The following is a 16018-nucleotide window of genomic DNA, read 5'->3' as shown; positions in this document are numbered from 1 at the left end:
CCATGCATGTTAACTATAAAGAATCTCATGTCAAGAATCAAAGGTATAATAGTAATATACAGGCGCAGCTGCTAAAAAACAAAAGCTCTTGCTTATTTAAAGGGAGGTTTTCATAATCTATTTCAGAATCCTATTCAACTCTTCGGCCTTCCGCTTGCTGTCCCTCCCAGCATAGACATAGAAAGCGAGGGTATGTAGGGCAACCGCCAATACCAGCATTCCCGGCCACCAAGGCAGGATGAACTCAACCATTTCGGCAGAGAATAACCACACCACGCCAAGCCCGCCCAGGATCGTGAACACGGAGGAAATCGCAATATTCAGCAGAGGCCTCAGCGTGAAATGATTCCACAGTGCGTTATACATCACCCCGTACAATCCGGCCGAAATCGCAGCAATCCCTGCAACATGCCACAGATAGAACATGCTAATATCCTGATTCTTGTAGAACACTGTCAGAAGCAGAGTTACCCATAAAGACGTCAACGTGAAGACTTGAAAAAAAGAGTGTTTTAATTGCTGAATCATATCAGATTCCCCCTAAAGTTTTTGATGTAAAAGCGGCTGACATAATAACTTAATTCATTGGTTAACACCACTTGCAGTCTGGCATTGTCCGTGGAAGAGAACTCCTTGATATAGCTCTTGTTAATAAGCGTCTGATTGTTGATTCTCAGAAAAAATGAAGGGTCAAGCTCTGCTTCAGCAGACTTCAGCCGTTGGTTAAGCAGATACATTTCTCCACTAATCACCCGTACGCTGCACATCCGGTCTTCCGATTCAATTACCGCAATGGAGCTTAATGAAATTTGCACATTGCGGTTATTCTTCGCGTTGAGTACTACCAGCTTCTGTTCCGCCTGCTGGATGGCTTCTTCCATATGCCTCCAGTGCTCTTGTTCCGCAGGATGGGTGATGACTTTGGCGATCCTTCGATCCATGGCCGCATCGGCCTCAAATGTGATTTTCAATGTTGCTGCCTCCTTTCACCACTCATATTATATGGAAATTCGCGTCTGAACTACTATATCTCGTTATGTTGCATAATCCTGCAGGTTTGTTGCAATAGGCCACGCAAATGCCGCCAAAATGCAAAAAAAAGCACCCACAAGGGTGCCCTCTGCCAGACATAAAGCCGGCTTAGCCAACTCTAATTATATTTCAATCGTTTCGATGATAACCTCTCCCTTGAGGGTATTCCCGATTGTACATGCACGCTCTACCACACTCATTAGTTTCTCTTTATAGGTTGAATCTAATGTTGAAGGCAGCTTAACGCGCACAGCGAAGTTGGTGAATCTGTTCGTTCCATCCGCAGCCTTCACAGCTGTAACTTCAACACCTATCGAGGATTTATCATATTCTTTCTTATCGTAATCCAGTATCTTTTGAAGCGAAATGGACACACATAAGCCTAAAGCTGCCTCTAGCAATTCTCTCGGAGACAAACCACTTTGGTTCGGCGCAGTACTTCCAATGATCTGCAAGCCCGCTTCATTATAAATTTCATTCTGACCTTCTGCAAATTTGACCGTTGTCATAATCACAACCCCTTTATTTAGATAAGATGACAGGCAACACAATGATTGGCTTGCACTTCCCTGAAAGCTGGCACTTCTACTTTGCATCGTTCTATCGCCATTGGACAGCGTGTATGGAACACACAGCCCGTGGGCGGAGATAACGGAGAAGGAATCTCACCTTTTAGAATAATCCGTTCCTTCAAACGATTGCGGGTAAAGTTAGGTACGGCCGAGAACAGCGCTTGGGTATAAGGATGTAATGGCTCACTGAATAAATCATCGGTTAGTGCCTCTTCTACAATTTTTCCTAAATACATAATACCGATGCGATCGGAAATGTAACGAACGACACTAATATCATGTGTGATAAATAAAAGCGTTAACTTTAAATCCTCTTGCAGCTGCTTCAGTATGTTGAGAATTTGCGACTGAATGGAAACATCCAACGCTGAAACAGGCTCATCACATATGATAATTTTAGGGTTCATAATTAGTGCCCGTGCCAAGCCTAATCGTTGCCGTTGACCTCCCGAGAATTCATGGGGATACCGAAAGTAATGCTCTGGCTGTAATCCAACTATTTTTAGAATGCTATATACTTGTTCCTCCCGCTCAGTCTGATTCCCGATCTTATGAATGATGAGTGGTTCTTCAAGAATATGGCCAATTCTTTTTCTAGGATTCAGAGAGGAGAACGGGTCTTGAAAAACAAGCTGAATGTCTTTGCGGAACTTGCGAAATTCATTTTTTGATATTTTCATTAAATCTTGATCCTGATAGATCACTTGACCAGAGGTTGCAGGAGTTAACCCTAATATCGTGCGTCCCGTCGTGCTTTTACCCGACCCTGATTCTCCAACCAATCCATACGTTTCTCCTTCATACAATCGAAAAGAAACATCTGTCACAGCGTTCACATGAGACTTTGTCCCGAACAATTTCCCGAATGTTCCATACACCGGAAACTTCTTCTCAAGCGAGATCACTTCTAGAATAGGATTATTCGTTGTTCGATTCACCACCTCTTGAACCCCTCTCCATATTATTTATTTCCGCGTAATGCCAGCATTTAACGCTATGTTCAGGATGCACCATTTCCATTACTGGCTCCTCATTTAGGCATTGCTGATCGGCAAAAGGACATCTTGTCGAAAAACTGCAGCCCCGTGGAATATTGGATAAGGAAGGGACCGTCCCTTCTATAACATGCAGCTTTTCATGACGGTTTTTTTCCAATTGCGGTATGGATTTGATCAACCCTTGCGTATAGGGGTGCAGCGGAGTTTGGAATAATCTTTCCGTCGTCGTTTCCTCAACAATCTGCCCTAAGTACATCACTTTCACACTGGTGCAAATTTCGGATACAACCCCTAAATCATGCGTAATAAACAAAACGCCCATCCCGAATTTCTGATTTAATTCAACGATTAACTCTAGAATCTGCGCCTGAATCGTAACGTCCAGAGCCGTTGTCGGTTCATCTGCAATTAAGAGCTTAGGCTCACAGGAAAGGGCCATAGCAATCATTGCCCGCTGCTGCATGCCTCCTGATAATTGATGAGGGTATTCATTCACCCGCATTTCCGGAGAAGGGATACCTGTGGCCCGCAGAATTTCAATCGCTTTTTTATGCGCTTCTTTCTTCGACTGTTTCTGGTGCAAGCGCAGTGTTTCTTCTATTTGATTCCCAATGGTATATACAGGGTTAAGCGAAGACAGCGGGTCTTGGAATATGATCGAGATCTTATCTCCCCGGATGGTTCGCAATTTGGAAAGCGGCAATGACAGCAGATCCTGATTCTCAAAAAGGACTTCGCCTTCATACTCAACCGAATCGGTATGATCAAGCAATCTTAGAATAGACTGAGCTACCACGCTTTTTCCGCAGCCTGACTCTCCTACTATGCCGATGATTTCTCCTTTGTTCACAGATAAATTAACTCCGTTTACTGCGGTCACTTTTCCTCGCTCTGTTTGAAAATGTGTTTTTAAATTTTTCACTTCCAATAGAGGCCCTTTGTTCATAGCAATACCTCCAACTTAATAACTGTCATGGCTTCTTTTGCTTATGTTTCACATGAGGATCTAAGAAATCACGCAGGCCATCGCCTAATAAATTCAAACTGAGAACAGACAAGATAATAGCTATGCCCGGGAATACAACCATCCACCAGGCTTTATAAATCACCAGCTTGCCTGCTTGTAGAATATTGCCCCAGCTTGCTTCGGGAGCGGGGATCCCCGCCCCCAGGAAACTTAAAGCCGCCTCAGAAATAATGGCCTCAGCAAATACAAAGGTAGCTTGTACGAGTAAAGGTGATAGAGTATTGGGTGCAATATGTGACCATATGATGCGGAAATTACTAGCCCCTTGAGCATGCATAGCTTCAATATAGGTCTGTTCACGAACCACTAGAGCAGTCGATCTAACGACCCGCGCAATATTTGGTGTGAATACAATCGTTAATGCAACAATGACATTTAATGCAGATCCCCCAAGTGCAGCCATTAATGCAATAGCCAGCAGAATACCAGGGATCGCAATCAATCCATCACAAATACGCATCAGGATATGATCCAATGTTCTATAATAAGTAGCATACAGCCCAATAATTAATCCGATTGCCGAAGATAGCAGCGCCACAATAAGGCCTACACTGATGGACACTCTTGCACCATAGATGATTCTTGTTAACAAGTCCCGGCCGAATTCGTCTGTACCTAGCCAATGATCCCTGCTGGGAGGCAATAATCGATCGATTACATTCATCCCATAGGGACTAAACGCTGTGAATAGCGGGCCAACTAGTGCGAGAACAATCAATAGCGTAATAATTATCGCCCCAACTAACAGTCCATAATTGGACTTCAGACGGCGATATCGTAAGGTACGTTGCTCTTTTTTTAATTGCCCGCTCATTTGAGCTATATATTCTTCCTCCTGATGTGTAATCATATTGAACCCCCCTCTATTTGCGGTCCAAACGAACACGTGGATCGACAAAACCGTATAATAAATCGATGATTAAATTAATGGCAACATATATGATGGTTACGAAAAGAACCACACCTTGGATAACAGCAAAGTCTCTTCTGGCAATCGAATTCAATATTAACTGTCCTAAGCCAGGAATATTAAAAATCGACTCCACTACAACTGCTCCTGTAACTAAAACGCCGAACGTTTGCCCGATCACAGTGAGAATCGGTAGAAAGGCGTTTCGAAAAGCATGTTTAAGCAACACTTTCAGCTCATTCAAACCTTTAGAACGAGCTGTTTTAATGTAATTCACGTTTAGAACCTCAAGCATAGACGAACGAGTCATTCTTGTAATAAGAGCAGCCTGGATCGCCCCCAGGGAAATACCCGGAAGGATTAGATATTGAAGATGTTCCCAGGTTCCACTACTAAGCGGTTCATAGCCTGCCACAGGCAGCCACTGAAGCTGAACACCTACAACTAGCATTAATAATAAACCTAACAAAAAACTTGGCACTGCCATTCCGAGCAAGAATACGCCCATAAGAGTGAAATCCACCATAGATCCCCGCTTATAAGCAGCAATAATACCAAAGGGGATGGCTAGAATAAGCGCTATGAATTGTGCCAGAATAGCCAGAGAAAGGGTTGGTCCAATATGCTCGACAATCGCTTCACTGACCGGTTGATGCATAAAGATGGAATCACCTAGATCACCCTGTAATACATCTGCAACCCAATTTATATATTGAATGTGGATTGGGCGGTTTAATCCGAGCTCCTGATTGAGTGCTTCCATTTCCGCTTGGGAAGCTTCAATCCCCAGAATTGCCGCTGCGGGATCACCAGGCGTAATATGAATGATCAAGAAAATAGCAATGGTAACAACGAACAATACAGGAATGAGCGATAAGATTCTTTTGGATATATAAGCTAGCACACAAATCCCTCATTTATATATTTTGTTTTCATCTAACAAGTGGAAACGGCTACGCCGTCCTCTGCAAGAGGCGGCATCCGTTTCTGCGAGAAATAGAAGGATAAATTATAGCGTGGAACCTATAAATTCTTATATTTAGAAAAAAGGGTGTTAAAAGTTACCGGGTAACTTTTAACACCCTCCTTAGGCTAATTACTTCGCTATTTTTGCATTCCAAGCTATAGGAGCCTCAAAATTCACAAAGCCTTCAATAGACTTGGATACGGCGACAATACCATTGTAATGTCCAATAACTGTGGAAGAACCAAGTTCATATAAGTAAGCTTGTAGTGTTTCCCATTCTTTCTTGGCGAGTTCCGGAGTAGATGCTCCGCGAATAGCCTTCAGTGCATTTTTCACGGTTTCATTATCCAATCCAGCCCAATCTGGATTCACAGCTAACAGTTGGGGTGGTGTTATCTGGTATCCAGTACTCGCTACGAACAAGTCCCATTTGCTGCGTTCATTTTTGGTCTCTAAGAAGGTAGGGAAATCATAGCTGTCAACCTTCACATTCATGCCAATGTTACGAAGCTGCTCTTGGATAACCAGTGTAGCTGCATACATTTCAGCGTAGTCCTTGGTCGTAAGCAATGTGATTTCTTCCCCATTATATCCGGCTTCTGCAAGCAATTCCTTGGCCTTTTCCGGGTTCGCTTGGTTGTAATATTCCTTACCGGCATCATTTGCCCATTGTACCTGGTTTGTGTTCAAGTAACCCGGTGACAAGGAATATAAATCCGGTTTTGCAAAACTGGCTAACAAGATTTCATCGTTATTTAGTGCGGCTAGTATAGCTTGACGGATCTTAACGTCCGCCAGCAGTCCTTCACTTGTGTTTAGGAATGCTGTTAAAGCGCCCCCCGGAAATGAAAGCAATTCAAGATCTTTTTCGATCGAAAGCTCGTCATAATTCTCAATTGGAATGCTATCAGCAATGTCATACTTCCCAGTCTTCACACCTGCAATTCGCGTAGAATGGTCAGTTACGAAATGGAAGATAAGATTCTCTGTCGGCGCATCCTTTCTCCCGGCAAACCCGCTTGGTTCTGAATCTACGGATTGATAATCCTCATACTTCACTAGTTGAATATATTGATCTTGCTTCCATTCCTTGAACTTATAAGGGCCTGTTCCGATATACTCAGTAATTCCTTCTGCTGGTGCAGCTTCCACGATCTCTTTAGGCATAATCGCCGGGAACTGTGCTTGAGAAGCAATTAATATTAATACGTCAGAGGATGGGCTCTCTACAGTTAACTTCACTTTATATGTATCCGCAGCCTCAAACTTCGCATTTGTTAGAAGAACCTTGGCACGGGATGATGTAACTACCCAACGATTCATTGATGCCACAACATCTTCAGAGGTCATTTCCTTGCCATTATGGAACTTCACACCTTGGCGAAGTGTAAACGTATAGATCAAACCGTCTTCACTTACATCCACTGATTCCGCAAGCATCGGCACTGGCTCATAATCAGCATTCAATGTGTACAGCTGTTCGAAGATATACCCTGCTGTATCTAACGCCACAGCAGACACAGTCATTGCAGAATCCAAGGTTGGCGGTTGTGCTGTAAGTGCTATATTCAATTCATTTTTATACTCTTGCGGGACTGGACTGGCTTCGTTTGCTGCACCCTTTTCTTTTGTATCTTCTTTGCCGCATGCAACAAGCAATATGCTCAACAATACAACAGGCACCAGTACATTAATCTTCTTGAATTTCATTTTTTTAATCCCCCTGATGAGTAATGATAAATTCCGGATTTAAAAACCAAGTTAACCCATTGGTATTATATATTAATGTCATACTAATGCTTAATATTTTATATGTCAATACGATATTATTAGATTGGGGATTATATTTTGACAATAAACAACAAAAAAAAGACGACATTTCATTCGAAATTGAAGAATGATGTCGTCTTTTTGCTGATTTCACTTTTACAATTTATTTTATTTCAAAGCCTTCCATACCCAGTTCTCGACTTCCGGCAAGTCCAAGCCTTCTTCACGGATGTAATGATGATGTTTCTTCACCATTTCGTCCATTTCATTCACAATGTCTGTGTACTTGTCAGCGCCTGGCAGGCTCAGCACAGCTTCTTTGACCAGATCGAAACGGTCCATCTGATTCAATACACGCATATCAAACGGGGTTGTGATATCGCCATTCTCGCGGTAGCCATGCACACGCAGATTATGATTGTGGCGGTCGAAGAACAAGTCCTTGATCAGACCTTCATAACCATGGAATGCAAACACCACCGGCTTATCCTTTGTGAAAAATTGATCAAACTCAGCGTCAGAGAAACCACGCGGATCGAGTTTCTGGCTTCTTAGCTTCAGCAGGTCCACCACGTTGATATAGCGGATCTTCAGCTCAGGCAGCTGTTCATGCAGGATAGAGATGGCAGCCAAGGCTTCGATGGTTGGTTCCGTACCGGATGAAGCAAATACAATGTCAGGCTCTCCGCCATTATCCGTACTTGCCCAGTCAATGATCTTGAGTCCCTTATCCACCAATTCTTTGGCTTCATCCGCAGTAAACCATTGCGGACGTGGATGTTTGGAGGAAACCACCAGGTTGATTTTTTGACGGTCGTTCAGAATCGTATCGAACACAGCCAGCAAGGTATTGGCATCGGCAGGCAGATATTCACGGATAAATTCCGGCTTCTTGTCAGCCAAGTGACCCAGCAAACCAGGGTCCTGATGTGTGTAACCATTATGGTCTTGCTGGAACACTGTTGAAGTGGCTACAACATTCAAGGATGGAATGTCTGCACGCCAGGTTTGATCAGTAGCTTTGCGCAGCCATTTGAAGTGCTGAGTAATCATCGAGTCCACGACACGCAGGAAAGCTTCATAGCTTGCAAAAAAACCATGACGTCCCGTCAACACATAACCTTCCAGCAACCCTTCCGCCTGATGCTCTGACAATTGCGAATCAATGACCCGGCCATAGGATGCCATGAATTCATCGTTAGGTTCGATAATTCGATCAAGCCATTGACGTTTGGTCACTTCAAAGACTGGACCCAAGCGGTTGGACATCGTCTCATCCGGGCCAAAAATCCGGAAATTCTTGTTCTCTTCATTAAGAAGAATAACCTCTTTCATATATTTACCGAGCACCGCCATATCCTGCGCTACAACTGTACCAGGTACGGAGTTATCAAGTGCATAGCTGCGGAAATCCGGCAGATTAAGTTCTTTAATGAGCTTGCCGGCATTGGTAACAGGATTCATCGCCATCCGTTTATCGCCAGTAGGCAGAATTTCGGCTATCTCAGCTTTCAGCGTGCCGTTGTCGTCGAATAATTCTTCAGGCTTGTAGCTGTTCATCCATTCCAGCAATGCAGGGGCGTGTTTCATATTATTTTGATCAACCGGAATCGGCACCTGATGGGCACGGAATGAATTCTCATTCGGCACATGATCCCATTCCTTCGGACCAGTCCAGCCTTTAGGGGAACGGAATACTAGCATCGGCCATAACGGACGGGTAGTATCCTTGTTCTCACGCGCATTTTTCTGAATGGCTGCAATTTTTTCAACAATCGTATCCAGCACCTTCGCCATTTCCGGATGCATATGCTCTGGATCTTCACCTTCCACGAAATGAGGCTCCCAGCCCATACCTGTGAAGTAAGCGGTAATCTCCTCTTTAGTCTGACGGGATAGAATCGTTGGGTTGCTGATCTTGAAGCCATTCAAATGCAGGATCGGCAGAACCGCACCATCTGTGATCGGGTTGATGAACCGGTTGGAGAACCACGAAGCAGCCAAAGGTCCGGTTTCTGCCTCTCCATCTCCGACAACAACCGCCGAGATCAAGTCCGGATAATCGAGAATCGCACCTACGCCATGAGACAGGGAGTAGCCTAATTCGCCGCCCTCATGAATTGATCCCGGAGTTTCGGGAGCCGCATGGGAAGCAACGCCACCTGGGAATGAGAATTGCTTGAACAATTTCTTCAGACCCGGGGTATCCTGTGTGATATGCGGGTAAATTTCGCTGTAGCTTCCATCCAAATACGAATTGGACACCATAACCTGGCCGCCATGACCTGGACCCTCAACGTAGAACATGTTCAGATCATATTTGTTAATAACACGGTTGAGGTGGGCATAAATGAAGTTCTGGCCGGGGATCGTGCCCCAGTGTCCGATCGGTTTCACTTTTACATCGGATTCCTTCAGGGATTCACGTAACAACGGATTGTCCTTCAGATACAGCTGGCCTACAGATATGTAATTGGTTGCACGCCAATAGGCGTCAAGTTTCGCTAAATACGTCTTAGATGAGTAGTTCGTTTCGATAACTGATAATCCCATTCCATCCACTCCCTAGATAATTTCTATGTTTTCTGACAAGGCAATTAGTTCTGCAAGTTCATCATACCTCTGCAGAAATTTAATTCAACCTTTTTGACAATTGATACGGTCCAATATTGTGAAATTTTGAACATAGTATGAAAATTGGAGAAAATTACTAACTAAAAAATGTTTATATTTATAAATATGTAAAATGTTTCACAGTAAAGAGCAAACAAAAAAAGACCGGGAACACTCCCCAGTCTTTAGATTATTGAACCGATACAAACGTATTAAATTTCAAATATTTATAATGGAACCGCATATGCGAGAACTCAAAGGGCGTGCCATTATCCAGGAAGAAGATCCCTTCCATGATGCCCACCGGTTCGTTTTCTTTCAGATGCAGCAGGTCTTGATCCTTAGCTTCCGAAGGCTCTGCAAAAATGGATAAAAACGATTTGGTGACCGCCAAATTACGCGATTCCTCCAAATAGTGAAAAATCGACCCCTCGATAATCGTCTGATTTAGATCCTGAACAATTTTGATCGGGATATAGCCGGTCTCAATCATAAAAGGCTCCTCATCGAACAAGCGCAAGCGTACAATTTTGTACACGAAATCATGCGGCTCCAGGAACAAATCCCGCTGCAGCTCCTCCGTCGGCTTAATGACCTCGAAATCCAGCACTTTGATCTTCGGCTTCTTGCCATGCATTTGGAAATTGTCGGTTACACCCAGATTGGAACCCTCGTAGTTAAAGATTGATTCATTTCTTATGTATAGCGGGTTGATAAAGGTCCCCGAACCACGTTTCTTAAAAATAATTCCGGAGTGTTCCATTTTGGTCAGCGCACGTTTAATGGAGCTGCGGCTAACCTGGTAGAGTTCACTGAGACTCCGCTCATCCGGCAATCTCATGTCGGCATACTGTCCTGCAAAAATTTTCATTTTGAGGTCATCGATAATTTGCTTGTAGACAAATGTTGTCATGTAATACTCCTTTTTCAGATCTGCCGACCATTCAAATTCCAATAATAAATATATCATAATAGTTACACGTAGATATAGTGGGAAATTTCATAACCTTATTCAGGTTAAGACGTTATATTTATACTAATACTAGTAAGCGAATTCCAGTTAAGATATCTATATGATCAAGGAGGATGGCCCAATGAACAACCCAAGATTATGTGATAAAGAAACTGTCCCTTCGTTTGAACTTATCTACTCCTATCTAGGTCCTCAAGCGACAGAAGCCTGGCTGCAGTTGACCCGTTTCGCTGAACAAAACTATGATCACGTATCCGAGTTGATTTTTGGCGGAAAAAATTATGGTTGGAATCTCAGGTACCGCAAAAGCGGCAAGACCTTATTCAGTATGTTTCCTGAGCAGGACCGTTTCACCGTTCTGCTTGTGTTGGGCAAAAAGGAGATTCAGGCCTACGAAGAAAGAATACATGAATTTGGGGAGTTTTTTAAACATGTATATGAGAGTGCCTCCCAATATCATGATGGAAGATGGCTATGGATTGGGATTGACTCTGTTGCGCAAATAAACGATATTGAAAAAATGATAATGATCAAGAGAAAACCTATTACTTCCGCAACAAAAAAACAATTATAGAACGTGAACTTAAGAATGTTACATACGGAGTTGCCAGGAAGCCCTATGCATCAGGCTTTCTGGCAACTCCACTACTCCATTCTTAAGTTCATCTTATATAGGAAAGAATGATGGCGATGCCTGAAACGGGGACAATTATTTATCCTGCTTAATCGTATACATCTGTTATTGATTGTAGACACAAAGACACCCTGGGGGGTGTCTTTTGCTTATACTGTGTATGGATGAGAGCGTCTGACCCCTGCCCGAAGATAATGGCATATAAGCTTCTGAGAAAGTTATTCTTCTATATAAAAATTAATGTATAATTGTTATAACAGTTGAATAATATAATGGGGAGGAAATTCGATGAATAGGGTGATTGAAATGGAACGTAAGGTTACCAAATTCGGAAATAGTTTGGGTATAACGATGACCGATGCTTTAAAACAAATTGGTCTTGAGTTAGGAGATACTGTTCAAATTGATGTGAACCCCTCCAGTGGGGAAATCATCATCAAAAAATCCACTAAAGTCACATTACCCGCCGGAATCAGTGATGATTTCATAGATTGTCTGTCTGAGGCTATAAGTGAGTATGATGAAACCCTTAAAGGACTAAAAGATAGATGAGTGAAATCCGTTACTTGACCATACAAGAAGCTATAGCAATTAACGTTGCCATGATACAGAGGTATAGTATAGGAGAGCAGATTGGAGTAAAAAATCCCAGCCTATTGGAATCTGCAGTTCTTCGTTGTCAATCATCCGCGTTCGGTAATGATGCCTACCCTACTTTATTTGATAAGGCAGCTGCTCTGTTCGGATCTCTTGGTCAAAATCATCCGTTTCATAACGGTAACAACCGTACAGCATTTACCGCAGTTGTGATCTTTTTGCGCTATAATCATTTGCGTTTTGTGATGGACACAAAACTTGCCGAGGATTTCACAGTCGATATGGTGAATCATAAATATACTATTGATGAATTAGCAGCAATGATCCTGGAACATAGTGTGAGATTAACGTAGTCAACCAACAAAAAAGACACCCTGGGGGGTGTCTTTTGCTTATACTCCATATAAAGTGATACTTGTTGTTTTCCCAATAAATGATTTCCTGTTGGTGAATCATAAAGTATGAGCAGCACACGAATATATTATTGGCAGGGCCTGCTATACGGTAGTATTACTACTACGAGCAGGCCTTTTATTGATATTTTTAGTATATTTTTGTGCAGGAAACTTATTTTATATAAGCGGTGATGGCACTTTTTCGGGTGGCCGGGTGTTATAGGGATATACAGCTTGAGGAGGTGTTAACAACGTCGGATGATGTGATGGACTCCAGAGAACTGGAGCAGTTGATCTTCGGAATTCAGAGCGGGAATAGCGGACAGTATGCCCTCATTGTCAGGGCTTTTCAGCAGCCGATCTACGGCTATTGCTGTCGTCTGCTCGGGAACAGGCAGGATGCCGAGGACGCGGTGCAGGATATACTGGTGAAGGCGTATCAGGCGATTCATCAGTACAAGCCTACTGTACAGTTCTCGGCCTGGCTGTACCGGATTGCCTATAATCATTGCCTGAATCTATTGCGCAGGCGCAGGCTGCACCGTCAGGTGATGCAGATCTTCCGGCCGGAAACGGTCGTGGCGAGTGCCGAGCAGGAGCTGGATGACCGGCTTTACAAGCCGTCTTTGGCGGCGGCCTTGGCCAAGTTATCGCTGGAGGAACGGAATATCTTGATTCTGCGGGTATTCGAGGAGAAGAGTTATGCGGAGATGAGTGAGATCCTGAAGATCAGCCCCAATGCGCTGAACAAAAGAATGAACCGCATCAAGCAAAAAGTGAAGCAGGTCATGGAATCGGAGGAGGAAAAGCTGTGGGACGAACCGCAATCAGCCATGAATACCAAGATATAATTGAAGCCTCTGCCGGGCAGAATCCGCTGGAGGAGATTGATGTAGAAGCGCAAGTGATGGAACGGGTGGAGCAGCTGTGGCTGATGCGCAATCGCCCTACGGCGTGGAAGGTACGGCTGCGCAAACCTACAGCAATGTTCAGTCTGCTGATGGTATTCCTGCTGCTCTCCGTGACAGCATATGCTGCCGCGGAATATATTCAGATCCGCAACAGCAGGGGAGAAGTGAAGGTGAAGTACATGGAGGCGGAACCGGTGCAACAGTCGGCCCATGTGGGGAATAACATGCTTAGGCAGCAGATGGAATCTAAAGCGCTCGCTTTTGCTAAACCAGGTGAACTGATTGCTTACTATGTCAAAGAGAACGCAGCAGAAAAATCGGCGGAAGCCTTAAAGTTTGTGCATAAAGAACAGCGCCTAACCGCCTATACGGATTTCTCTGCAGAGATTCGCCGAACCGGAGCACCTATGCTGCCCGAAGCACCGGAGGGATACTCTTTTCAATATGGTAACGTTGGACCCGACTTTCCTTATAATTCTCCTATGATGCAGCAGGAACTATACCGGGAAACGCTTAATGAGCTGCGGGCGCAAGCGGAACAAGCAACCGGAGAGCAGCGATTGTTCATGAAATCCGTGCCGTGGACAAGTCCACTTTCAGTCAGCGCTATGTATGCGAAAGGCGGCGGGTTTCTGGGGATTTCTGCTCAAATGATGCACGGCGGAGACATGATGGTACAGCAGGGTGCGGAGGAGCAGGCGAAGAAGATTACTGTAGCCGGAACAGATGTTGTCATCAACACCTTGGGAATAGGACCTGATAGGCAGCACCACTACCTGACCTGGTACAACGAAGAGTATGATGCATACTTCCTTCTTACCAGTTATGGCGACAGAACTTTGAGCGAGGAGAAGTTATTGAAGCTGGTGGAAGAGTTGTTGCAGTAGCGGCGGAAACCTATTGTTCCAACATTTTGAGGTTTGAAACCCCGATAATATAATCACGTACATACAAATGGAAATAATTATATCATCAGGGGGAAATGAAAATTGGAGAAAAAAATTGTTATTTGCTTACTCATCGCTTTTACTGCTCTCACGGGTTGCAGCTCGGACAAAAATGCGGCAGAGCCTACAGCCTCTTCGGCAGTTGCTCTGGCGGAATCACAGGCATCGGCAAGTCCCTCGGAAGCGCCTAAATCTGCAGCTAAAAAACTGTCTGACTCAGAAGCCGTAGCACTCGACTACGTCAATACCTTTTTGAATGGTTCGGACTTGGAAGCAAAAAAGAAATTTGTTACTGAAAACGTCCATCCAGATGCCCAGCCGCTGTTTCAGATGGCCCAATCGGTAGAAACCACTGATGACCACAAAGTTAAGAATCCTAAGGTCCTCGAATCGGAGGATTATACGGATGAGGAAGGTACGAAAGTTGAAGTTGTCTTAATCCAAGGAGAGGAAGCTTCTAATCCCACAAGCGAGTTGATTGTCTTCATTAATGACAAGCAGGTTGTCTATGCGATGGATTCATCTGACCAAGAATCGTTTAACAAGGTGAGAAGCTCCTTCAAAGAACCTATTCCGGAATCTTCGTTATCTGCAAGTGGTGCGACTCCTAATGAAATGCTAAGTGAAATTATGAATTTTGTGATCTCCGATGTATGGAACGACGCATTTGTTGACATTAGTTGGTATATCAAAAGTGGTACCAGCAGCACAGGAGGTAGTCTGGATGTTGACTTTACAGTCGAGCAATTATCCAAGACAATGGACAAGATGAAGGACTATGACAGCTATATAGAGAGCCTGGGTTCAGAGTACGATTCTCTTAAGAAGGTTTGGACAAAGCTTTCACCAGAAATTGATCGTCTATACGATCTAATTCAAAAAAATCCCCCTAAAGCTAACGACCAAAGTGCAAATTTTGATACGGGAATTTTTAATCAGTACATGGATGCCTTTAAAAAGGAAGTTGAAGCTGTGACAAAATAAAAAGGGCCTCCTAAACATGCAGTCCGTCCATCTTCGGGAGACGGGAGCATTGGAATATTGGAATTGTACTTGGGTAACCATTAAGCCAATTCTCGTAGCAGCCCGCGCCGGATTGTGGCTCTGCACGTCCACGACTCCTCCACATTGAGTATCAGTGAAGACGCCCTAATTGGTGTCTTTTTTATGTTTTCTAAGGAGATTCAAGGGTACGGATTTATCGTTTTGGCAGTCTGGTCAGGATCAATGATGATTCCGACGTCTCTTCTTTAAATTTATTCGCTCTTGTACCTCCATCTGAGGATTTGGAGAAATACAAAGATACGTTGCATGTCTTACGCAAGGGATTCCGATCTAAGTTAACACGTTCCTCCGCACTCTTGTTGAGAAGAACACTACGGATTGCAGCTAAGCAGTTCTATGATCAAAGTAATACCGTGACGCACCAAAAGTCGTTTCGAAGTAAGCTAAACTCGACAAACTACCTTCTGAGAATTCAGTAATCCAAATACAAAAAGACACCCTGAGGGGTGTCTTTTGCTTACTCCATATGGAGCGGAGGGGAGTCGAACCCTGTCCGAAGATAACGGCACATAAGCTTCTACGAGTGTAGTTACAGTTTTGATGTCACCCGAGTATCGCCCCGTAACCGGCTATACGTTGGGTCAGCCTGATTATCTTCTTCCGTTGA

The 16018-nt window shown here is 43.9% G+C and carries 16 protein-coding genes; 6 read left to right on the top strand and 10 right to left on the bottom strand.

Features of this window, described 5'->3' with window-relative positions; translation table 11 throughout:
• Positions 1 to 117: 117 nt before the first annotated feature.
• The 10 genes from B9T62_RS33080 to B9T62_RS33035 form a co-directional block, all read right to left on the bottom strand.
• Positions 118 to 528: a hypothetical protein gene (locus B9T62_RS33080; protein WP_087919131.1), complete on the bottom strand. Its 411-nt coding sequence runs from the start codon at positions 526 to 528 to the stop codon at positions 118 to 120.
• Positions 525 to 971, bottom strand: a complete 447-nt coding sequence (locus B9T62_RS33075; protein WP_087919130.1) for a LytTR family DNA-binding domain-containing protein — start codon at positions 969 to 971, stop codon at positions 525 to 527. The genes B9T62_RS33080 and B9T62_RS33075 overlap by 4 nt, the downstream gene beginning before the upstream one ends.
• Positions 972 to 1154: 183 nt before the next feature.
• On the bottom strand, positions 1155 to 1541 hold the full coding sequence (locus B9T62_RS33070) for an OsmC family protein (protein WP_087919129.1): 387 nt from the start codon (positions 1539 to 1541) through the stop codon (positions 1155 to 1157).
• Between the two features lie 17 nt (positions 1542 to 1558).
• Positions 1559 to 2542, bottom strand: a complete 984-nt coding sequence (locus B9T62_RS33065; RefSeq protein ID WP_087920519.1) for an ABC transporter ATP-binding protein — start codon at positions 2540 to 2542, stop codon at positions 1559 to 1561.
• A complete protein-coding gene (locus B9T62_RS33060; RefSeq protein ID WP_087919128.1) occupies positions 2523 to 3548 on the bottom strand; it encodes an ABC transporter ATP-binding protein in 1026 nt (341 codons plus the stop codon). The genes B9T62_RS33065 and B9T62_RS33060 overlap by 20 nt, the downstream gene beginning before the upstream one ends.
• Before the next feature lie 25 nt (positions 3549 to 3573).
• Entirely contained in the window at positions 3574 to 4479 is a 906-nt protein-coding gene (locus B9T62_RS33055; protein WP_087919127.1) for an ABC transporter permease, read from the bottom strand.
• 13 nt (positions 4480 to 4492) lie between these two features.
• The gene (locus B9T62_RS33050; RefSeq protein WP_087919126.1) at positions 4493 to 5443 is read right to left on the bottom strand and encodes an ABC transporter permease; all 951 of its coding nucleotides are present in this window, start codon (positions 5441 to 5443) and stop codon (positions 4493 to 4495) included.
• Between the two features lie 192 nt (positions 5444 to 5635).
• The gene (locus tag B9T62_RS33045) at positions 5636 to 7216 is read right to left on the bottom strand and encodes an ABC transporter substrate-binding protein (protein WP_087919125.1); all 1581 of its coding nucleotides are present in this window, start codon (positions 7214 to 7216) and stop codon (positions 5636 to 5638) included.
• Between the two features lie 228 nt (positions 7217 to 7444).
• Positions 7445 to 9829 (bottom strand): phosphoketolase family protein, encoded by a 2385-nt coding sequence (locus B9T62_RS33040; RefSeq protein WP_087919124.1) that lies wholly within the window; start codon positions 9827 to 9829, stop codon positions 7445 to 7447.
• Positions 9830 to 10079: 250 nt separating this feature from the next.
• Complete coding sequence (locus B9T62_RS33035) at positions 10080 to 10802, bottom strand: GntR family transcriptional regulator (protein WP_087919123.1); 723 nt, start codon at positions 10800 to 10802, stop codon at positions 10080 to 10082.
• A gap of 181 nt (positions 10803 to 10983) precedes the next feature.
• On the opposite strand from B9T62_RS33035, the gene B9T62_RS33030 reads away from it, so the two are divergent.
• The 6 genes from B9T62_RS33030 to B9T62_RS33005 all read left to right on the top strand — a co-directional run bounded on the left by B9T62_RS33030 (position 10984) and on the right by B9T62_RS33005 (position 15330).
• The gene (locus tag B9T62_RS33030; RefSeq protein ID WP_157794099.1) at positions 10984 to 11436 is read left to right on the top strand and encodes a DUF3788 domain-containing protein; all 453 of its coding nucleotides are present in this window, start codon (positions 10984 to 10986) and stop codon (positions 11434 to 11436) included.
• A 348-nt stretch (positions 11437 to 11784) separates the two neighbouring features.
• A complete protein-coding gene (locus B9T62_RS33025; protein ID WP_087919121.1) occupies positions 11785 to 12048 on the top strand; it encodes an AbrB/MazE/SpoVT family DNA-binding domain-containing protein in 264 nt (87 codons plus the stop codon).
• Entirely contained in the window at positions 12045 to 12446 is a 402-nt protein-coding gene (locus B9T62_RS33020; RefSeq protein WP_087919120.1) for a type II toxin-antitoxin system death-on-curing family toxin, read from the top strand. Before B9T62_RS33025 ends, B9T62_RS33020 begins: the two co-directional genes overlap by 4 nt.
• 308 nt (positions 12447 to 12754) lie before the next feature.
• On the top strand, positions 12755 to 13339 hold the full coding sequence (locus B9T62_RS33015) for an RNA polymerase sigma factor (RefSeq protein WP_087919119.1): 585 nt from the start codon (positions 12755 to 12757) through the stop codon (positions 13337 to 13339).
• On the top strand, positions 13300 to 14286 hold the full coding sequence (locus B9T62_RS33010) for a hypothetical protein (protein WP_087919118.1): 987 nt from the start codon (positions 13300 to 13302) through the stop codon (positions 14284 to 14286). The genes B9T62_RS33015 and B9T62_RS33010 overlap by 40 nt, the downstream gene beginning before the upstream one ends.
• A 102-nt stretch (positions 14287 to 14388) precedes the next feature.
• On the top strand, positions 14389 to 15330 hold the full coding sequence (locus B9T62_RS33005; protein ID WP_087919117.1) for a hypothetical protein: 942 nt from the start codon (positions 14389 to 14391) through the stop codon (positions 15328 to 15330).
• Positions 15331 to 16018: the final 688 nt, after the last annotated feature.

The sequence above is a fragment of the Paenibacillus donghaensis genome, assembly GCF_002192415.1.
Lineage (GTDB): Bacteria > Bacillota > Bacilli > Paenibacillales > Paenibacillaceae > Paenibacillus_AQ > Paenibacillus_AQ donghaensis.
The sequence above is the reverse complement of the archived record's forward strand: the minus strand, read 5'-3'. Positions and strand labels throughout refer to the sequence as shown.

Coding starts and splice junctions, on each gene's coding strand:
- B9T62_RS33080 (WP_087919131.1), bottom strand. CDS start 528: ATGATTCAGCAATTAAAACACTCTTTTTTTCAAGTCTTCACGTTGACG.
- B9T62_RS33070 (WP_087919129.1), bottom strand. CDS start 1,541: ATGACAACGGTCAAATTTGCAGAAGGTCAGAATGAAATTTATAATGAA.
- B9T62_RS33060 (WP_087919128.1), bottom strand. CDS start 3,548: ATGAACAAAGGGCCTCTATTGGAAGTGAAAAATTTAAAAACACATTTT.
- B9T62_RS33055 (WP_087919127.1), bottom strand. CDS start 4,479: ATGATTACACATCAGGAGGAAGAATATATAGCTCAAATGAGCGGGCAA.
- B9T62_RS33045 (WP_087919125.1), bottom strand. CDS start 7,216: ATGAAATTCAAGAAGATTAATGTACTGGTGCCTGTTGTATTGTTGAGC.
- B9T62_RS33040 (WP_087919124.1), bottom strand. CDS start 9,829: ATGGGATTATCAGTTATCGAAACGAACTACTCATCTAAGACGTATTTA.
- B9T62_RS33035 (WP_087919123.1), bottom strand. CDS start 10,802: ATGACAACATTTGTCTACAAGCAAATTATCGATGACCTCAAAATGAAA.
- B9T62_RS33030 (WP_157794099.1), top strand. CDS start 10,984: ATGAACAACCCAAGATTATGTGATAAAGAAACTGTCCCTTCGTTTGAA.
- B9T62_RS33025 (WP_087919121.1), top strand. CDS start 11,785: ATGAATAGGGTGATTGAAATGGAACGTAAGGTTACCAAATTCGGAAAT.
- B9T62_RS33020 (WP_087919120.1), top strand. CDS start 12,045: ATGAGTGAAATCCGTTACTTGACCATACAAGAAGCTATAGCAATTAAC.
- B9T62_RS33015 (WP_087919119.1), top strand. CDS start 12,755: ATGGACTCCAGAGAACTGGAGCAGTTGATCTTCGGAATTCAGAGCGGG.